Below are 18,480 nucleotides of genomic sequence, written 5' to 3'. Positions count from 1 at the left end.
ACAGACTATGAACTTAACACCAGAAAGTAAAGTTTTAATCCAGGGATTTTGTGAATTTATTTCCGCAACCCATATTGCTCAAATGCAAGCTTATGGCACAAATTTAGTAGCTGGTGTCAAGCCTGGTTATGGTGGACAAAAAATATATAATCTACCAGTATTTGATTTAGTAGAGGAGGCTGTTGCCAAATTTGGACAGATTGACACCACAATTATTTGTGTTCAACCTTATCAAGTTTTGGATGCAGCATTAGAAGCGATCGCCTCTAATATCCCCCAAATTATCATTACTACCGCTGGCGTTCCACCACTGGACATGGTACAACTTCTTCGCAAAACAGAAGCTTGTGAGACTTTAATTATTGGACCAAATAGTCCAGGAATCATCGTTCCGGGGAAAATTCTCCTGGGTATTCAACCTAGCGAATTTTATATTCCTGGTTCTGTGGGTATTGTTAGTCGTAGTAGTACCCTCACCTACGAAGTCGCCTGGGAATTAACAAAAGCGGGTTTAGGACAATCAATTAGTGTCAGTATTGGTAGTGATGCTATTGTTGGCTCTTCATTCCTCCAATGGTTACAAATTCTCGATGAAGACGACACCACAGAAGCGATTGTTTTAATCGGACAACCTGGTGGGGGAAGCGAAGAAGCAGCAGCACAATATATTACAGAAGCAATTGACAAACCTGTAATTGCCTATATTGCCGGTAGACACGCACCACCAGCGCGAAATTGGCAACAAACAGGGACTTTAGCAACTGTAATTGGACGTTCTGCGACTTTTGGTACAGTAGAAAGTAAATTGGCTGCTTTTGAGTCCGCCAAAATTCCTGTTGCTAACAGTCCCGTTCAAATTCCTGAACTACTCAAAAAAATTATGAAATCTTAGTTCTCACAAAAAAACCGTCAACGCTATCTCCTGACGGTCTAACAGCTTACAAGTAGTCCGACAAAATAAATTTCATATTGAGGAGAGGGAACAGGAAAGCAATATAGAGATTTCTGGTAGTTTTTCACTCTCCCCCCACTTTCGAGAGTTTGTAGGGTATGTACAAGTAGGGATATGCGTGATATAGTAATGCAAAAAAATTACTTACTCCGCACGGTACTAGAAGTACAACCAGCAGCTTTAAATTGTTGAGAAATTTGATTTTTTTCTGATGCTTCAAATATATTTTCAAGTAATCCACTTAGTGATTCAACAGGTCTGGGACTACGTAAAGGAATCTCACTATTATTGCTGACAAATCTGCCATTTTTGAGCAATGCTGATCCTAAATAATAATTTCCTTCTTTGAATAGCACTTCTCCAATATTGGTTTTTATAACTCCATTAGAGAAAACACCAGTAGTTAAACGACCAGAACCTTCAGCTGTTTCAACAACACAAACACGACCCTTACTATTTGATGGATAGATATGACTAATATTTTCGTATCCCACCCACAAACCAAAGAAAGGTGCTAATTCTGGTTCTGTCTTTGACCAAGCACGTACAAAGGATTCTCTTGTGTTCTTTTCTACTTGAGTACGGCTATCTTGAAGATGTCCAGCACCTACATTATTATTTTTGGTTCTCCTAATTTGTTGCTGAAGTCCTTGACGTAATTTTCTTAGTTCTGTATTTGTGGGCTGTCGAGTCTGGGCTAATACTGATAATTCATTAGCAGTCAAAGTTATTAAACTGAATCCTAAGATAAATAGTCGTAGCTTGGCTTGTCGTAAGCATCTCTTATTCATTAATTTTTCCTATTTTTATTTACGAGGGAACGTAGTTATTCATTCCCGCCCTCTAAAATTATCTAAACCCTTGATCTCTCGTTAAAGATAGGGGGGAGTGTGAACAGTTACGATTAAACCATACTATACAGCTCATCTTTGGGAAAAATTTTAGTGAGGAAATAGCATCTTTGAGCAATATCCATCCCTTTTGCCAAATTATTAAGTCTTTAAAGTCATTAATATCTGACATTCCTTCTCTTAGAGGATGTTTGAAAAGTGGTATTCCGTAATTTTCATCACATTGCTACCCCCCTTTCCCCTTGTAAAGGGGGGAAACAATAAAAATCCAGTTCCCTCCCTTTACAAGGGGAGGGTTAGGGTGGGGTAAAAAATATTTGATACATCAACCATAACTTTTCAAACACCCTCTTACAGCGATTTCCAATCTTATGAGGTACATCTTAGCCCCCTCATCGCTTGCGGGGAGGGGGTTGGGGGTGGGGTTCTTGTTCCAGGTTTGATGACAATTTGCTGTAAGAGTTCCCTTCTCTCAATAGCATAACAAGTACCGAAGAACCTTTTATTTTCTTTGACATAGGTTCTTATTTATGCAGGTACTAAACTCTAGTTTTTTGTTGACTCCGTTTAATAGTTAAAATGTATTGTATTAACTGTTGTTAGTACCATTTTTTAAAGGTTAAAACAGACACTGCCTTATTAGGGAGCGATCGCTCTGGTATTGTTTTCATTCAGTTAGAGACTTCCCAGAAATAAATTATCCCAAGAAACGAACCACAGAGGCACAGAGTACACAGAGAGAGAATTTTTGCATCAGTTTTGGGACATTTTTTTATTTGGAAGTCTCTTAATATCCCCAGGGAGTGGGAATTGCCAATGTTACGGTGATGAGTGACAACTATCAATTACCAATTAGCGATCGCTGTGTTAGATTGGGCATACTTGATATATATTTTTTCCCCTGACACGGCCGCCATTATGGTAATTACAAAAAGTAAACTGGTTTTGAGTGCTACGGTGGTAACGCTTTCTACAATTGCTGTTACTGGTTTGGGTATTCACTCAATTGGTAAGGCTTCATTTAAAGATAGTCACAAGGATTTGATAGATGAAGTATGGCAAATTATTTACTACCGATATGTAGATGGTACTTTTAATCAGGTAGATTGGCAAGCCGTACGTAAGGAATATTTAAGCAAGTCCTATACTGATGATAAATCAGCCTACAAGTCTGTCCGGGAAATGCTGAAAAAGCTAGAAGACCCCTACACCCGGTTCATGAACCCAGAAGAATTCAAAAATATGCAAGTTGATACCTCTGGAGAACTTACAGGTATTGGTATCACCATCAGTCAAGATGCAAAAACAAAACAACTGATTGTTATCGCCCCAATTGAGGATACACCCGCATTTAAAGCCGGGATTTTAGCTAAAGATATCATTCTTGAGATTGATGGCAAAAGTACCAAAGGCATGGACACCAATGACGCGGTAGCCCTCATTCGTGGAGAATCAGGTAGCAAGGTGAAACTGACAATTTTGCGGAATGGTCAGAAAAAACAATTTAATATTCAACGAGCGCGGATTGAAATTCATCCCGTTCGCTTTTCGGAAAAGAAAACCCCAGCGGGAAATATTGGTTATATTCGCTTGAATCAATTCAGCGCTAATGCCAGCAAGGAAATGAAAAATGCTATTGAAAAGTTAGAGGCTAAAAAGGTTTCTGGTTATATTCTAGATTTACGTGGTAATCCCGGTGGACTCCTATACGCGAGTATAGAAATTGCTCAAATGTGGATAAATAAAGGCACAATTGTTTCTACTATTGACCGGCAAGGTACACAGGATAAACAAGTTGCCAATAGCACGGCTCTGACTGATAAACCTTTGATGATATTAGTAGATAAAGGTTCAGCTAGTGCTAGTGAAATTCTTTCTGGGGCATTGCAAGATAATAAACGGGCAACTTTAGTAGGAAATCAAACTTTTGGCAAGGGTCTAGTCCAGTCCGTACAACCTTTAAAATCTGGCGCTGGTTTGGCTGTAACTATTGCTAAATATCATACTCCCAGTGGGAAAGATATTAATAAACATGGTATTGATCCAGACGTGAAGGTAGAATTGACTGATGCCCAACGTCAAGAGTTATGGTTAGGTGGAAAAGATAAATTAGCGACTCTTGAAGATCCTCAATTTGCTAAAGCTGTGGAGTTATTGGGTAAACAATCTGCTGAAAATACCAAGACAATTAGGAAAAATTAATTGATTAAGTAGGTTGGCGTTGAAAATTGTCGTTATAAGTAGTGAGACATAATTAATTACACAATGTCATTGCGTTAGCGTTTCTTTTGTTGCCTGATATTATAGCGATCGCATCGAATCATCGCACATATAGGTGATAAATCAATGCGATCGCTAATTATTTAGGCGTTGCTGATTATAGGGTATGAATTTTAGTCTCACGCAAAGGCGCAATCACGCTTCGTGATATCGAAGAGTAGACGCACTGAGGTTTGAGTTTTAAAGGTTCAATTTGGGAATTTCATACCTCAATATGGCTACGCCTCACAGCAAGCCAGTTTTACTCCTGACTCTATGACTTCTGCTGTGTTATTTATACCGCCGTTGTGAATTGTTAAATCGGTATTCAGTCCCAACTTTAAGCTGATTGCCATTATAGCGGGGAGTCATTAACAAAGAAGAATCGTAGGGATTGGGTAAATCAGGTGTCCGCAGATAGGGATCATTTAATGTTTGTTGAGCCATAGCATCAAGATAAAGTGTATTTACCAACTCAGCATCTTTAGCGATTTCATTGTCAGTAAAAGTAGTACCAAATTTTTTCCCAGGTCCAATTAAAGCATCTACTTTACGATTTAAACTGCCATTGTCATAAAAATTGGGATCATGGCGAAAATAAGCTCGTTCAAACATACTACTGGTTGTTTCAGTCTCAGCTTTAGCAACTGAAGGCAAGAAAAAATTGGTAGCGAGAAGTACCAGTACCCCACTCAAAACTGGAAATTTTATCCCCATATTATCAACTCCTCTATGTTTGGGTGAATCTTCTATTGATACTCAATTTGAAAACTCTCTTGAGTTTAAACTTTCGTGTAACACAACTTTTATTTTAATTGTTTGTAATGTCTTACAGGAGGAGTTCAGGAGGTAGGGGCGCAGGGCCTGCGCCCATTCAGGAGGAAGAAAGAAGAAAGAAGAAAGAAGAAAGAAGAAAGAAGAAATTTCTCCCCCACTCCCCCCACTCCCCCCACTCCCCCCACTCCCCCCACTCCTTCTAATCTCACCCTTTCCGACCGGCAAAGGAAAAAAATTCACAGAAATTTAACAATGTGTACCAATAATTTGGTAACTTAATACATAGTTTGCAACAATTAGGGAAAAATTACGTTGAGTTACCATCCAGATGCCATTGCCGCCCACGGTGGAGAGTTAATTAACCGGGTTGCTTCCTCAGCACAAAGAGAAATATTTCTCTCTAAAGCTGACTTTTTACCGCGTGTGGAACTTGATGAGCGAGCAGTTTCCGATTTAGAAATGATTGCCATTGGTGGTTTTAGTCCTTTGACTGGTTTCATGAACCAAGCAGACTATAACCGAGTCGTTACAGAAATGCGGTTAGCTAACGGTATTGTCTGGTCAATTCCTATTACACTGTCTGTAACAGAAGAAGTAGCAGCCCCTCTACAAAAAGGCGGTTTAGTGCGTCTGGATAATCCCAGAGGCGAGTTTATTGGGGTATTGGAACTTACTGAAAAGTATACCTACGACAAACAACAGGAAGCCATCAATGTTTATCGCACTGATGATCTTAAACATCCTGGGGTGCAGGTAGTTTATAACCAAGGTTCTATCAACCTAGCAGGTGATATTTGGTTATTACAACGTGATTCTCATCCCCATTTTCCCAGCTACCAAATTGACCCCGCTGCGTCACGGGAAATGTTTCGAGAAAAAGGCTGGAAAACAATTGTGGGTTTCCAAACTCGCAATCCTATCCACCGCGCCCATGAATATATTCAAAAATGCGCTTTAGAAACTGTAGATGGTCTATTTTTGCATCCACTGGTAGGGGCAACTAAGGAGGATGACATCGCCGCTGATGTGCGGATGCGTTGTTATGAAATTTTACTAGAACACTATTACCCTGTAGATAGAGTAATTTTGGCAATTAACCCAGCAGCGATGCGCTATGCAGGTCCAAGGGAAGCCATTTTCCATGCTTTAGTGCGGAAAAATTACGGCTGTACACATTTTATCGTCGGACGTGATCATGCTGGTGTGGGTGACTACTACGGCACTTATGACGCTCAGTATATATTCGATGAATTCGCCCCTGAAGAGTTGGGAATTGTGCCAATGAAGTTTGAACACGCTTTCTATTGCAAGCGCACCAAACAAATGGCCACAACTAAAACCAGTCCTAGTAGTCCAGAGGAACGAGTTCATCTGTCGGGAACAAAGGTGCGGGAAATGTTACGTCGAGGTGAATTACCACCACCAGAATTTTCTCGTCCAGAAGTAGCGGCTGAGTTAACCCGGGCTATGAAAATTTCTCCTGTATTAGTTTAGATTCAGATCAAAAACTTTACTTGTAAAAATAAAGTGTGGATGGATGACGAATCCCCAGGATCTTCTGGTAAGATATTGAGTATCTTGACCATCAATGCCATAAGCGAAAACCAAGCTAATAGGTATATGTCGCAAGCAAAAGATTTGGGTCTTGGGGATCAGGACTCCTGCCCTTGGAGGGAATGTAAGTCCAATAGAACTACGAAGTTCTAGAGGCTACTCCCGATGAATTGGGAAGCTCCGTCTGTCTTACGGCGGAGTAATTCACGCTATAAGCTAACGGGCTGGAGTCTGATTGCTAATGATGAAACGGCGTAGGTTTTTACAACAAATTAGCGGCTTACTAGCAGCATTGGGGTTAGCTGAGACTGAGTGGTTGAGTTTGGGAAATCCCTATTACCAAGCTTTAGCACAATCTCACCAGCGGAAGTTAGCATTATTAATAGGCATTAATCAATATCCACAAAGTCCTGCACTGGGGGGTTGTATAACTGATGTGGAATTGCAAACAGAACTGTTAATTAATCGTTGTGGATTTGCCGCAGCGGATATTCTGACTTTAACTGATGAACAAGCTAGTAAAGATTTTATTAAAGCGGCTTTTTTAGATCATTTGGGTAAGCAAGCGAAATCTGGAGATGTGGTGATTTTCCATTTTTCTGGCTATGGGACTTGTGTTAATTTGGGGACGGGAATATTAGCAAATGCCATAGTTCCTGTTGATGAGAATAATTTATTAGGCACAAAATCGAGAAACTATTTATTGATAGAAACTCTGTTATTATTATTGCGATCGCTCCCTACAAATCAAGTTACGGCAATATTAGATACCAGTTACAATCATGCTCCTAAATTAAAACCCAATGGTTTACGAGTGCGGACCCGACCAGAATCATCAGCAGCAATTTTACAAATACAAGAATTAGAGTTTTTATCCCAACTGAAAAATCGGCAATTAGCTAATTATCATCCTCTAATTATCAACGCTACCGCAGCACCAAATCAACAGGCAGGAGAATTTATTTTCTCTAATGGCACTGCGGGATTATTAACTTATGCTTTAACTCAATATTTGTGGGAAACTACCCCAGCTAAAACAATTTCGGTTTTTCTTTCTGGTGTTGCTACTTCCATGTATCAGTTGGGTGGAAAACAACAACCAAGTCTATTAAATGAGTTAAATAAATTTCAAAATGCTTTAATTATTGATTATTTTCCGATTGATAACTTGAGAAGTATTGGTGTGATTCAATCCGTAGAAGAAGATGGCAAAATATTTAAGTTATGGTTGGGGGGATTACCTCTTCACGTTCTCACTAATTATGGCATAAATTCTCGGTTAATTTTGCAGACAGGGGCAGAGTTAACTATTAAATCACGAAGTGGGTTAGTAGCTAAAGCTCAATTAACAAATAGGGAGATTACCAATCTCCCTCAAGTTGGGCAAATAGTCCAAGAAAGTATACGCATATTACCCCGTAATATTTTTGTGAATGTGGCATTAGATGAGCATTTGGAAAGAATTGAAGTGGTAGATGCTACTAGCGTTTTTTCAGGAATTAGCCGAATTGCTAATATTATTACCACACAAGAAACCGCTGATTATGTATTTGGTAAAGTCGCCCAAGTTCCTAGCCGTTATGGTCTTTTTTGCCTGGGTGGTGAACCAATTATTAATACTATTGGGGAAGTTGGGGAAGCGGTGAAGGTGGCAGTACAGCGATTAACACCGCAATTTTCGACTTTGTTGGCATCAAAGTTGTGGCAGTTGACAGAAAATCAAGGTTCTTCCCGTTTACCTGTGAGGGCGACTTTAGAGGTTGTTAATAGTGTTGTCCCCCGCGTGTTTATGGTGCGGGACACTTTGGGAACTGCTAGTCAGGATAACATTTTGCAACCACCTGACTATGAGGGAACTGCTATGCCGACAATTCCTCTGGGTAGTCGCTTGCAATATAAGGTTGAAAATTTGAGTGATCGCCCTATATACTTAATTTTAGTGGGTTTAAATAATAATCAAAATGCCTTTGCTTTTTATCCTTGGGAAGTTTTTCCAGAAACAGAAATTCCTCCCACTAAACCCCAACTAATAGAAATTCTCATTCCTCCAGGTCAAACTATGAAAATACCAGATAATCAATCTGTCTCTGGTTGGTTATTACCCACACGTTATACTTTTTGTGAACACCAAATTATTCTGAGTACCGCACCGTTTCAGGAAACTCTCGCGGCATTGGCTACTACCAAATATTCTACCACAGATCAACAGGCTATCAGTCCTATAGTCAATCCTTTGGAAGTTGCCCAAGCTATATTACAAGATCTACATAATGCTAGTAAAGTGAAAACTGATATTAATATTACTACCAATGATGCCTATATTTTGGCTGTTAATAATTGGGCGAGTTTGAACTTTAGTTTTCAAGTTGTTTAGAAAGTCAGGATGTAGGGGCGCAGGGCCTGCGCCCATTCAGGAGTTTAGAATAAAGAATATTTTTCTTTTATCTTCTCTGCTATATCAAGTTTTCTGTAGCCTGAATCCTTACTTTAGAAATGCAAATATCTAAACTTCGTTAATTGTCACTTGATTTTGGATTTGGAATTTCCCAATTGTTTTAATCTAAAATCTAAAATCTAAAATTCCCAGTCATATCCATCACAGGCTATACTAGAATTTAATCTATTATTTATGTTTCCTATGGTTGTAAGTGCTTCGACCACCAAAATCACTTGGGAACTCTTACCCGAAGACTTCATTTTAGACGATGAACCTGTGGATAATGTCAATCAACCTAGTCTGGCAGCAGCACTCACGGAAAGCCTAGAATTTGCTGGCAAACTTCCAGAAACTGCCCTTGCTACCACCAATTACGGCATCTGCGCCACAGTAAATGATAAATTTGTCATCAAAGCCCCTGACTGGGCTTACGTGCCGCAAATTACAGTGCCTAGAGAACAAATCCAACGCAGTTACACCCCCCACAAACAGGGACAAATTCCTGCGGTGGTAATGGAATTTCTTTCCGATACCGATGGTAGTGAATATTCTAATAAACACACCTATCCTCCTGGAAAATGGTTTTATTATGAACAAGTTTTACAAGTTCCTAACTACATCATTTTTCAACCAGATATTGGTGAATTAGAAATATATCACTTGCATGAACATGGACACTATAAATTGCGTTCCTCAGATGAAAATAACCGTTACTGGTTAACTGAAATGGAATTATTTATTGGTGTTTGGCAAGGAAAACGCGAAAACCGTCAAGGTTATTGGTTACGCTGGTGGGATCAAGATGGTAATTTGCTACTTTGGGGTTCTGAGTTAGTGCAACAAGAACGACTTGCTAAAGAACAAGAACGACTTGCTAAAGAAACTGCTCAACACCAAGTTAACCAAGAACGACTTGCTAAAGAAACTGCCTTAAAACGCTTGGAACAGTTAGAGAAACGCCTGCGAGATGCTGGCATTTCTGACTAACTTTTATTCAGATCCCCGACTTCTTAAAGAAGTCGGGAATCTTTGATAATTCCCTTGCCATAACGACAATTTTTAACGCCAACCTACTTAATCAAACTGTTATTCATTCTCTATGTTAAACCTAGTCAACATTCAAACCCTAGCTCAAGAATACAGTCCCCAAGAACTTTTTGCAGCTTTGATGTGGCAACGTCGCTTTAATGAGTTTAATGGGGAGGAGGTTATTAGGGATCTTAGTCAATATTCTCATCTATGGGCAAGTTTTCTGTTTACGAAACCAATTTTTGCACCAGATGAAAATGGTTTAAGTTTTGGTGGTTTGGTAGATACTTTATTGGCAATGGCAAATTATCGCCCGATGCCAGAATCGAGTACAATACACTTTGTAGCTTATCCTGGAGATACTCTGTACATTTTGACAGAAAACCAAGATACTATCGTGTCTCAGCTTTTGGATTTGGGTAAAAAGTGGCGTGCAGATTCAGTGGATATTACTGATGGTAATAATGAAGAGTATGGTTTGCGACTTAGGCGACAGTTACGAATGAGATTGGAAGCAGGTTTGGAAGGTGAGTCGCTTTGGCAACAGCGAGATGCTGTAGTTATTACTTATTGGTGGGATTAATGATTAAAAAAATGTCAATCTCCATCCTATAAATCCTTTAATCCTGGACATCCTGATTCTGACCAAATCAGGAAAATGTTAAGATTGATGTATCGCTTTTCTGGAGTTATGGAGAATGCGATCGCCAGCGTCAATTCCAATTATACCGTAGAGGTCGTTACGTTGAATTTAACTTAGTCTATGACCGGGGAACAATATTTGGTTTACAAACCAATGGTAGAGCAGAATCTATTTTAGGAGCATTATCCATCCAAGGCAGACCGATTTTTTGGGTAGCTGGACATCGCTTACATCATGCCCACACAGAAGATGAAGAGAAAGATCCCTACTCAGCGCGGCGGGGATTTTGGTAGACCTGCTGATATGAGATTTTTATCAGTCCACGCAGGTGGACTTTGTTTGTGTAATAGAGTAAAATTCAGTTATACCCTCAGTCAGAAAAGAGGTGTAACTCAATGACAAGTATCAAAACAGCTATTTCAATTGAAGAATCACTGTATGAAGAAGTAACCGCTTTAGCAAATGCAATGAAAATTCCTCGCAGTAAATTATTTGCTCTAGCAATGGAAGAATTTTTGCGTCGTAAAAAACATCGCCAATTAGTAGAAAGTGTTAATGAAGCTTATGCAGATGATCTAGATGAATCAGAACAAATAATGTTAGCAGCAATGCGACATCATCAAGGACAATTAAAAGAAAAAGAATGGTAATTAAGCAAGGTGATATTTATTGGATTGATTTGGGAGAACCAATAGGCTCAGAACCAGCTTATATCCGTCCTTATGTAGTCATCCAAAATGATTTACTCAATAGTTCTCAAATTAGAACAGTCATAGTTTGTGCATTAACTTCTAATTTGCGACGAGCTAAGGCAATGGGTAATGTTTTACTAGAGTTAGGAGAAGCTAATCTTGATAGACAAAGTGTAGTAAATGTATCACAGATTTTTACAGTAGATAAAGCTTTATTAACTGAAAAAATTGGTAAGCTATCTCAAGAAAGAATTAGACAAATTTTAGCAGGATTAGCAATAGTCACAGAACCACAAGAAATAGATTTTGATGAATAAAAGCTGCATTTTATTTTTACCCTCATCCCCAATCCCCTATTCCCTTACAAATACTTCTCCAGCAACAAAGCCAGCTTCTCCTTCGTTGCTGCTGGTGCATTTGCTAAATTCGTCAAAATCGCATACTTCAAAGCCGAATGCGCCTCACTAGCAGGGGGATTTGCACTTAACCGCTTCACAGTTTCTTGAATTACCTTTTGTGCATTCGCCGCATTCTTGTGTAAATTCCCAATCACCATTTCCACCGTCACGCTATCATGATCGGGATGCCAAGAATCATAATCCGTTACCAGCGCCAAGGTTGCATAAGCGATTTCCGCTTCCCTGGCTAACTTTGCTTCGGGTAAATTTGTCATCCCGATTACCGTAGCATCCCAACTCCGATAGAGATGAGATTCAGCCTTAGTGGAAAAAGCCGGTCCTTCCATACATACGTAAGTACCACCATCATGTAACGTAACATCTGGTAAATTTAAAGAAGCGATCGCCTCCCCCAAAACCCCAGCCAAATTCTGGCAAATCGGCTCACCAAAGGCAATATGCGCCACAATTCCCTCACCAAAGAAGGTAGAAATACTATTCTTGGTTCGATCAATAAACTGATCAGGAATTACCATATCTAGGGGTTTAGCTTCAGCCTTCAAAGAACCCACAGCGCTCGCAGAGATTAAGTATTCTACCCCCAATTGCTTCATCGCGTAAATATTAGCCCGAAACGGCAATTCAGAAGGTAACAACGTATGATTACGACCATGACGCGCTAAAAATGCCACGCGAGTTTCCTCTAAAGTTCCGATAATAATCGCATCCGACGGTGAACCAAAAGGGGTAGAAATCTCTATTTCCTCCACATCTTTGAGTGATTCCATCTTATATAACCCGCTTCCACCAATGATTCCAATTCTAGCTATCGTCATAAACTATCCACTTTCTTATTAATTGAACTAACAAGTAATTTTACCTAAAAACTGTCCCTTGATAAATGCACAAAATTCACAGATAAGTAGGTTGGCGTTGAAAATTGTCGTTATAGCAAGGCAATAGGCAAGAGTAAAGAAGTTTTCAGCGATTTTACGTTTCTTTAAGTAATTGTATTTACAGTCATTGCGAGCGAAGGGAAGCAATCACAACCCTTGCGATTGCTTCATTTCACTTCGTTCCATATGGCTAACGCCACGCGACGCTTACGCAATGAAATTGTGTAATTAATTCTGTCTCACTACTTACAGAGTTCGGTTTTATTGTGTTCACCTACTTAGGAACGCAAATTTAATAACCTGCAATTCTGACTTAACCTGAAATGGTGCGTTACGCTGTCGCTAACACACCCTACTTTTGCACTTTATTTAATTCATATTCCTTACTAATTTTTGAGAAATCCGGGTGTAGGGACACGAATATAAAAATCTCCGAATTTTTCAAAAAATTAGGGATATTTAACTTATTTTAGATAAATTAATAAATTTAACCCAGGAATTGTCCGCGAAAGCGTCCAACCCGCTAAAATAATGTAAAGTAACCCTAAACTCCACTGATACCAAGCCAAAATAGAAATAATTCCTGGTAAATGTTCATCACGTAACCGAATATCATTAAATCCTAATCTTACCAAATTATTCAAACTAAAATCATAATAATTCAGCCAATTCCAACACCTATCCCATAATAGCGGCATATATCTTTCCCGAAAACTGGGATTTCTAGGAATCACGGGTAATCTCCCAATTAATAATCTTAGCTGTCTTAATGTTCCATCTTCTCGAAAATAAGAAACATCCATTAAATCATGATAACGCCCTTGTTTATAAAGTCGCCACAATAAAATCCCCGGTAGGGGAAAAATAATCATAAATAAACACAATAAAGTTAACCAAGGACTACCAGAATTCCGAAAAATTGCCAATAAACTACCAGATATTGAACCAATAAAACTCAATAATATACAAACAGTTTCATAATATCTAGGAATAATTGCTACAGGAGACAACCGACGACAACGATCAACTAACCAAAATAATACACCAAAACAGGAAATAACTACACCACCCACACCAAATACTAACCAAAAATTTGTCCCATAACCACTCAATAACAATAATAAACTCAATAACAACCAATTTAAAGATTTAACTACCCACCCACTAAAAACTAGAGGTTCAGTAGCAATAATTCTCTCCCTTAACTGATTATATATTTCCAAATCCACATCAGGTAAAACTAGTAACTCGCTAATATTCCGAAAATGTTTAATTTGACGATATTGATTAATTTCAGCCGCTTGAGTTGCAGAAAAACCTAAATTTATTAACCTATTCACAGCAGCAGTATTAATATTGATAGCTAACAACTGATGACTTAATTCAATTAATCTTAACCGTTGTTTCGTATATTCCAACTGATTTGCATCACTAACCTGCTGTTGTAACCGGAAATTTTGACTTAAATTCCGCAAAATATTTTGATTACCTCGTAATCTTAGCACAATCAACTTTTTACCAATTTCGCCAACATTACCTAAAATTTTTGCTTGATTAGAATTAAAAACCAACCCAGAAACATTTAAAAATGCGGTTTCTGCAAACTTGACATCACTAAAATCAGCTTGATTGAGAATACTTGCACTCTGCAAATCTACAGATTCATTAAACTCAGATTCTCTAAAAATTAGAGCTTGTTTAAAAATAGCATCTTTCATTAATAAAGATTGATGAAAATTCACCTGATTAAAATTAACTTGATTATTAAAAATAGCACTGGAAAAATCAGCTTTTTTTTGCCAATAACTACTATTAAACCTAACTACTTGTTGAAATTTTCCTTGATTAAATTTTACATCATCACAAAATACATCACCTTGAAAATTAGCAGCATCTAGAAATTTAATATTTTGAAAATTGGCTTTCTCAAAGAAAATGCTACCTTCAAAACTACTCAGGGCGTGAAAAATAGCCCCACTAAAACTCACAGTTCTGCCAAATCTGGATTCGTCCCAATTAGTAGGTTTTAAAAAATTTGCCCCTTGAGCATTTACAGGTTGGAGAAAGAACGTATTCGGGAATTTTACTTCCCCATTAAAACGACTTCCTACCATGATTAAAGCCCCACGAAATACAGCAATACTACTAGAGTTATTGGACTGATTGTTCAACAAAGATTTACAATCTTTAGCATTAGGAAAAGCTCTTGCTAAAGATTGCAAACATATTGAACGTAAACTTTCTAACTGTTGCTGTTCTGTATGTGTGAAAATTTGGGCTATTCCTTGAGCATAAAGAGGAGTTCGTAAACCCAAATCACTGCCATAAAAATCACCTTCAATTACAGAATTACTCAAATCTAAACCCAAAGCTGTCGCCCCAGTTCTTTGTAATTCTTTTCTGAGTAATTGATAAAAATTATCCCGAAAAATAGCATTTTCTGGACGTAAATCAATCACCATTTTTTTTAAATCTACAGTTAAATTACCATCTCGTAAAATTGGTGTTTTAACTCGTTCTTGTAATAATTCCCAAGTTAAAGTGATAGGTTCATTGGGAACTGCAAAAGTAGGAATAGGAAGTAAAAATATAGCAAATATACAAACAAAACTTATGATTACGGAATTAGATATGATGATTTTTCCTAATTCCGCAGATAATAAGTTTATTTTTTTAATCGTGTTTTTTATTTGCCAAAGGTGAGAAAAATCCCATTTTTGTAAATAGCTAAAGTGACAAAATAATCTCAACAAATTCCCTACTTAATGATTAATTCAATAAAACAACCTTACCCAGGACAGAACCAGTTTCCACTAAAGCGTGTGCTTTTGCTGCTGAGGCTAAAGGGAAGGTCTGACTAACTTCAATTTGTAACTTCCCTTCGTCTATCCAATTAGCACATTCTTGTAAAATATCCCCATGATGTGTTAACAATTCCATATTTCCTAACAACAACGGTGTTAGCATTAGTTCTAAACCAATGCGGAGATTTCTGTTTCTAGCAACTTTCCAAACAGTGTTAGCTTTTGGTTCTAGAATAGTCACAATATCGCCATAAAGTCGCACTGCGGGAAAAGATTTTTCCAAGGTATCACCACCCACAGTATCAAAAACTAAATCTGCGCCTTCACCATTAGTCCAATCTAATACAGATGCGACAAAATCAGTTTCTTTGTAAAAAATCACCTTATCAGCACCAAGTTGAGTGACAAAATTAGCCTTTTCTCGTGAACTCACCGTAGTCGCTACTTCAGCACCTTTGAGTTTAGCCAATTGAATAGCCACATGACCAACACCACCCGCACCAGCATGAACTAATACCTTTTCTCCTGGTTCAAGTCTTCCCCGTTCATATAAAGCTTCCCAAGCAGTAATTAAAACCAGAGGTGCTGCTGCTGCTTCTGCAAAAGAAACAGATTTGGGTTTCAATGCCACACATCTTTCATCAACAATGATATATTCAGCATAATTTCCTGGACTTGCACCCAAACCACCATAGCAAAAATATACTTCATCACCAACGCCAAATTTTTGGACATCATTACCCACAGCTTCTACTATACCTGCACCATCACATCCTAAAATAGTTGGCATTTGTTCCGGAAAAAATGTCCCCCGCTGACGTAATTTAGTATCAATGGGATTAACACCGGCAGCGAAAATTTTTACTAAAATTTCTTTATTTGTTGGTATAGGTTGAGGAACTTCTTGTAGTTCTAAAACTTCTGGTTTACCTACTGCGGTCATTAATATTGCTTTCATGATTTTTCTCCTAGATACACTTATTTAAGTTTACCTAAAAATGTCCCCATAACTTCCTAATTTTTCAGGAAAATATGGGGAGAAAATATCCGAAATCTCTCACAAAATGGTTTTAATTTTGAGGAGAAGAATTATTTGTTCCTGGTGTTACAGGTGTTTGAGGTAAAGTACCAGAATTAATTCCGTTTCCAGGCGTGGACAAGGGATTAGGGTTAATCGGTGGTAAAGACCTCAAATTTTCCGGTGAGTTAATTTCTGGGTTGGTGGGATTATTCGGTATGGGAGGAGTAGGGAAATTGGGTAAATTTGTCAATGGTTGAGATGAACCGGGGATAATTCCCAAAGATACACGATTTCCTCCTACTCTTCTCAGCAAGTCTAAGGTTTGAATTACGTCGTTATAAGTAGCTGTCCGCGACGCATTCAATACTAAAATCCCGTCTGGATTTGTTTGGATGTATTGTTTTAAACGTGCTTCTAATTCCTCCCGTTTCACAGGTTCTTTTTCGATGTAAGTTAATCCAATAGCATCAATTGTTACAGGTAATATTTTGCTTTTAATTTGGGAATTAGCGGCAGAATTTTCGCCTGTACTAGCTTTGGGTAAGTCAACATTAATTGCTTGCTGACGGGTAAATTGTAAAGCTGCCAATAGAAAGAATGTCAGAATACAAAAAACAACATCAATTAGGGGGATAATTTGAATCTGAAGGTCTTCACCGGAGGTGTCTAGCTTAACTTTCATCTTCTTGTTTTTCTCCAGAGTTCAAATTGGCATTATCAACCTTGTTATCGGGTGAATTTGCTGAATTGACAAGGTTTAAATCGTAATTATCAATTGGCTCATTTGGCTCATTTTCTGGGTCTTGAATAAATGTTTTTGATTCTAGCTGAGAAGATGAATCGAAATTTGTAGAGGTGCGTTTCGAGAATTTGCCCGTGTTAATTATTTTAGGTTCGGGAGGATATTGACGGTAAAGCAGTTCTAATTCATTGCCGGCTTTGTTGAAAATCTTAACTTGGTTAACAACAAAACTTTGAAATAAGCGATAGAATACTAAACTGGCGATCGCTACTATTAATCCGGCTGCTGTACTAATTAACGATTCCCCAATCCCTGTAGTGACACCGGCTGTAGATTCAGTTCCCAAATCACCAATACGAATTGCGCCTAAAGAACGAATCAAACCTAAAACTGTCCCCAATAATCCTAACAGTGGTGAAAGGGCAATCACAGCTTCTAAAAGTTTTTCACCCCGACGCATTCCCGCTATTTCGTCGGCTGCGGTGGATTCTAGGGCTAATCTAAAGGTTTCTGGATCGTTTTTTTGCAAGCTTAAAGGTGCATATAAAAACCTGCCAACGGGCTGTTTTATAGCTTGTTCAGCCATTGCTTCAGCGATTCCCCAATCCTCACCAGCAGCATCTAGAACCCGATTGACTATTTCTTTTTCCTGGGCAAGAATCCGTAACCAGAACCATAGACGTTCAAAAATCACACTTAGTGATAGGACTGACAAAACTAGCAAAGGCCACATAGCAGGCCCGCCCTTCTTAAACAAATCTAAAATATCCACTGTGTAGGTTTCCTCTCTCCATTCCGAGTAGTCAAGGCATTTTCATTTTAAAGAGTTTTGCATTACTCACAAACTTTTCTGATTAATTACTAAGGAGTAACATCTTCTATACACAATATGGCGGTTATTCCCACCGGGAGTTTAAATGATTATTTGCCAAAATAAAAAAATCACTGGAGGTTAAGAATGAACTTCTCAATTCAATCCCTATATACATGGTATCGGAACACACTACGCAATCCTAAATACCGTTGGTGGATAATTATCGGCACAGTAGCCTATTTAATTAGCCCTTTAGATATTTCTCCAGATTTTATTCCTATTATTGGTCAAATTGACGATGTTTTACTGTTGAGTTTATTCGTTTCCGAAGTTTCTTCCTTAGTTCTTGATGGTTGGAAGGCAAAAAAAGGAACCGTAGAAAATAGTACCACCAATCCGGCTAATCATGCCGCTGCCGCTGGCGAAACTGTGGATGTTGATTCTATCCCTGTTAAGTAGGGTTTGCTGAATAAGTTGTCTGTGAGGGCAGGGAACAGGGAACTCTTAACTGGGAATAGTTTTATACTAAACACGGGTGAGATTTAAACTTTTGCTAGATGACAAAGAACCCAGATGTGTAGGGGTAAAGCAAGAGCTTCATTGGTGTCAAA

General features: G+C 38.4%; 16 protein-coding genes and 1 pseudogene. 10 read left to right on the top strand and 7 right to left on the bottom strand.

Annotated features, from left to right (window positions below; all coding sequences use genetic code 11):
• The first annotated feature begins 7 nt into the window (after positions 1-7).
• On the top strand, positions 8-892 hold the full coding sequence (locus tag FJR37_RS12060; RefSeq protein ID WP_168466124.1) for a CoA-binding protein: 885 nt from the start codon (positions 8-10) through the stop codon (positions 890-892).
• A 200-nt stretch (positions 893-1,092) separates the two neighbouring features.
• Here FJR37_RS12060 and FJR37_RS12055 read toward each other — a convergent pair whose 3' ends face one another.
• Positions 1,093-1,743 (bottom strand): hypothetical protein, encoded by a 651-nt coding sequence (locus tag FJR37_RS12055; protein ID WP_168466123.1) that lies wholly within the window; start codon positions 1,741-1,743, stop codon positions 1,093-1,095.
• 978 nt (positions 1,744-2,721) lie between these two features.
• On the opposite strand from FJR37_RS12055, the gene ctpC reads away from it, so the two are divergent.
• Positions 2,722-4,005, top strand: a complete 1,284-nt coding sequence (ctpC, locus tag FJR37_RS12050) for a carboxyl-terminal processing protease CtpC (RefSeq protein ID WP_039200361.1) — start codon at positions 2,722-2,724, stop codon at positions 4,003-4,005.
• Between the two features lie 348 nt (positions 4,006-4,353).
• Here the strand turns inward: ctpC and FJR37_RS12045 are convergent, their stop codons facing one another.
• Complete coding sequence (locus FJR37_RS12045; protein ID WP_039200360.1) at positions 4,354-4,779, bottom strand: hypothetical protein; 426 nt, start codon at positions 4,777-4,779, stop codon at positions 4,354-4,356.
• A 372-nt stretch (positions 4,780-5,151) separates the two neighbouring features.
• Between FJR37_RS12045 and sat the strand changes: the two genes are divergently transcribed.
• From sat to FJR37_RS12010, 7 genes and pseudogenes are all read left to right on the top strand, one after another.
• The gene (gene sat / locus FJR37_RS12040; RefSeq protein ID WP_168466122.1) at positions 5,152-6,333 is read left to right on the top strand and encodes a sulfate adenylyltransferase; all 1,182 of its coding nucleotides are present in this window, start codon (positions 5,152-5,154) and stop codon (positions 6,331-6,333) included.
• A 304-nt stretch (positions 6,334-6,637) separates the two neighbouring features.
• Positions 6,638-8,767 (top strand): caspase family protein, encoded by a 2,130-nt coding sequence (locus tag FJR37_RS12035; protein ID WP_168466137.1) that lies wholly within the window; start codon positions 6,638-6,640, stop codon positions 8,765-8,767.
• Between the two features lie 264 nt (positions 8,768-9,031).
• On the top strand, positions 9,032-9,817 hold the full coding sequence (locus tag FJR37_RS12030) for a Uma2 family endonuclease (protein ID WP_168466136.1): 786 nt from the start codon (positions 9,032-9,034) through the stop codon (positions 9,815-9,817).
• A 112-nt stretch (positions 9,818-9,929) separates the two neighbouring features.
• On the top strand, positions 9,930-10,442 hold the full coding sequence (locus tag FJR37_RS12025) for a hypothetical protein (protein WP_168466121.1): 513 nt from the start codon (positions 9,930-9,932) through the stop codon (positions 10,440-10,442).
• A gap of 83 nt (positions 10,443-10,525) precedes the next feature.
• Positions 10,526-10,792: pseudogene (locus tag FJR37_RS27715) on the top strand (coproporphyrinogen III oxidase); the annotation flags it as partial.
• A gap of 105 nt (positions 10,793-10,897) precedes the next feature.
• A complete protein-coding gene (locus FJR37_RS12015; protein ID WP_039204738.1) occupies positions 10,898-11,152 on the top strand; it encodes a ribbon-helix-helix domain-containing protein in 255 nt (84 codons plus the stop codon).
• A complete protein-coding gene (locus FJR37_RS12010) occupies positions 11,146-11,511 on the top strand; it encodes a type II toxin-antitoxin system PemK/MazF family toxin (protein ID WP_039204737.1) in 366 nt (121 codons plus the stop codon). Before FJR37_RS12015 ends, FJR37_RS12010 begins: the two co-directional genes overlap by 7 nt.
• Before the next feature lie 44 nt (positions 11,512-11,555).
• Here FJR37_RS12010 and FJR37_RS12005 read toward each other — a convergent pair whose 3' ends face one another.
• The 5 genes from FJR37_RS12005 to FJR37_RS11985 form a co-directional block, all read right to left on the bottom strand.
• Positions 11,556-12,428: an S-methyl-5'-thioadenosine phosphorylase gene (locus FJR37_RS12005; protein WP_039204735.1), complete on the bottom strand. Its 873-nt coding sequence runs from the start codon at positions 12,426-12,428 to the stop codon at positions 11,556-11,558.
• A 524-nt stretch (positions 12,429-12,952) separates the two neighbouring features.
• Positions 12,953-15,241 carry a pentapeptide repeat-containing protein gene (locus FJR37_RS12000; protein ID WP_168466120.1) on the bottom strand — a complete coding sequence of 763 codons (2,289 nt, stop codon included), beginning with the start codon at positions 15,239-15,241 and terminating at the stop codon, positions 12,953-12,955.
• 16 nt (positions 15,242-15,257) lie between these two features.
• Positions 15,258-16,250 (bottom strand): zinc-dependent alcohol dehydrogenase family protein, encoded by a 993-nt coding sequence (locus FJR37_RS11995; RefSeq protein WP_168466119.1) that lies wholly within the window; start codon positions 16,248-16,250, stop codon positions 15,258-15,260.
• Positions 16,251-16,362: 112 nt separating this feature from the next.
• Complete coding sequence (locus tag FJR37_RS11990; protein WP_168466118.1) at positions 16,363-16,995, bottom strand: biopolymer transporter ExbD; 633 nt, start codon at positions 16,993-16,995, stop codon at positions 16,363-16,365.
• The gene (locus FJR37_RS11985) at positions 16,985-17,827 is read right to left on the bottom strand and encodes a MotA/TolQ/ExbB proton channel family protein (protein ID WP_168466117.1); all 843 of its coding nucleotides are present in this window, start codon (positions 17,825-17,827) and stop codon (positions 16,985-16,987) included. Before FJR37_RS11985 ends, FJR37_RS11990 begins: the two co-directional genes overlap by 11 nt.
• 186 nt (positions 17,828-18,013) lie before the next feature.
• Here FJR37_RS11985 and FJR37_RS11980 point away from each other — a divergent pair, with 186 nt between their 5' ends.
• On the top strand, positions 18,014-18,328 hold the full coding sequence (locus FJR37_RS11980; RefSeq protein ID WP_039204729.1) for a YkvA family protein: 315 nt from the start codon (positions 18,014-18,016) through the stop codon (positions 18,326-18,328).
• The last annotated feature ends 152 nt before the right edge of the window (positions 18,329-18,480 follow it).

This window comes from Aphanizomenon sp. UHCC 0183 (genome assembly GCF_009712065.1).
Taxonomy (GTDB): Bacteria; Cyanobacteriota; Cyanobacteriia; order Cyanobacteriales; family Nostocaceae; genus Dolichospermum; species Dolichospermum heterosporum.
This window is presented reverse-complemented; position numbering and strand designations above follow the sequence as displayed.

What these genes read in the sequence shown, in the direction of transcription:
- FJR37_RS12035 (WP_168466137.1), top strand. Translation starts at nt 6,638, where the DNA reads ATGAAACGGCGTAGGTTTTTACAACAAATTAGCGGCTTACTAGCAGCA.
- FJR37_RS12055 (WP_168466123.1), bottom strand. Translation starts at nt 1,743, where the DNA reads ATGAATAAGAGATGCTTACGACAAGCCAAGCTACGACTATTTATCTTA.
- FJR37_RS11980 (WP_039204729.1), top strand. Translation starts at nt 18,014, where the DNA reads ATGAACTTCTCAATTCAATCCCTATATACATGGTATCGGAACACACTA.
- ctpC (WP_039200361.1), top strand. Translation starts at nt 2,722, where the DNA reads ATGGTAATTACAAAAAGTAAACTGGTTTTGAGTGCTACGGTGGTAACG.
- FJR37_RS12025 (WP_168466121.1), top strand. Translation starts at nt 9,930, where the DNA reads ATGTTAAACCTAGTCAACATTCAAACCCTAGCTCAAGAATACAGTCCC.
- FJR37_RS12060 (WP_168466124.1), top strand. Translation starts at nt 8, where the DNA reads ATGAACTTAACACCAGAAAGTAAAGTTTTAATCCAGGGATTTTGTGAA.
- FJR37_RS11995 (WP_168466119.1), bottom strand. Translation starts at nt 16,250, where the DNA reads ATGAAAGCAATATTAATGACCGCAGTAGGTAAACCAGAAGTTTTAGAA.
- FJR37_RS12045 (WP_039200360.1), bottom strand. Translation starts at nt 4,779, where the DNA reads ATGGGGATAAAATTTCCAGTTTTGAGTGGGGTACTGGTACTTCTCGCT.
- FJR37_RS12015 (WP_039204738.1), top strand. Translation starts at nt 10,898, where the DNA reads ATGACAAGTATCAAAACAGCTATTTCAATTGAAGAATCACTGTATGAA.
- FJR37_RS11990 (WP_168466118.1), bottom strand. Translation starts at nt 16,995, where the DNA reads ATGAAAGTTAAGCTAGACACCTCCGGTGAAGACCTTCAGATTCAAATT.
- FJR37_RS12030 (WP_168466136.1), top strand. Translation starts at nt 9,032, where the DNA reads ATGGTTGTAAGTGCTTCGACCACCAAAATCACTTGGGAACTCTTACCC.
- FJR37_RS12005 (WP_039204735.1), bottom strand. Translation starts at nt 12,428, where the DNA reads ATGACGATAGCTAGAATTGGAATCATTGGTGGAAGCGGGTTATATAAG.
- FJR37_RS12010 (WP_039204737.1), top strand. Translation starts at nt 11,146, where the DNA reads ATGGTAATTAAGCAAGGTGATATTTATTGGATTGATTTGGGAGAACCA.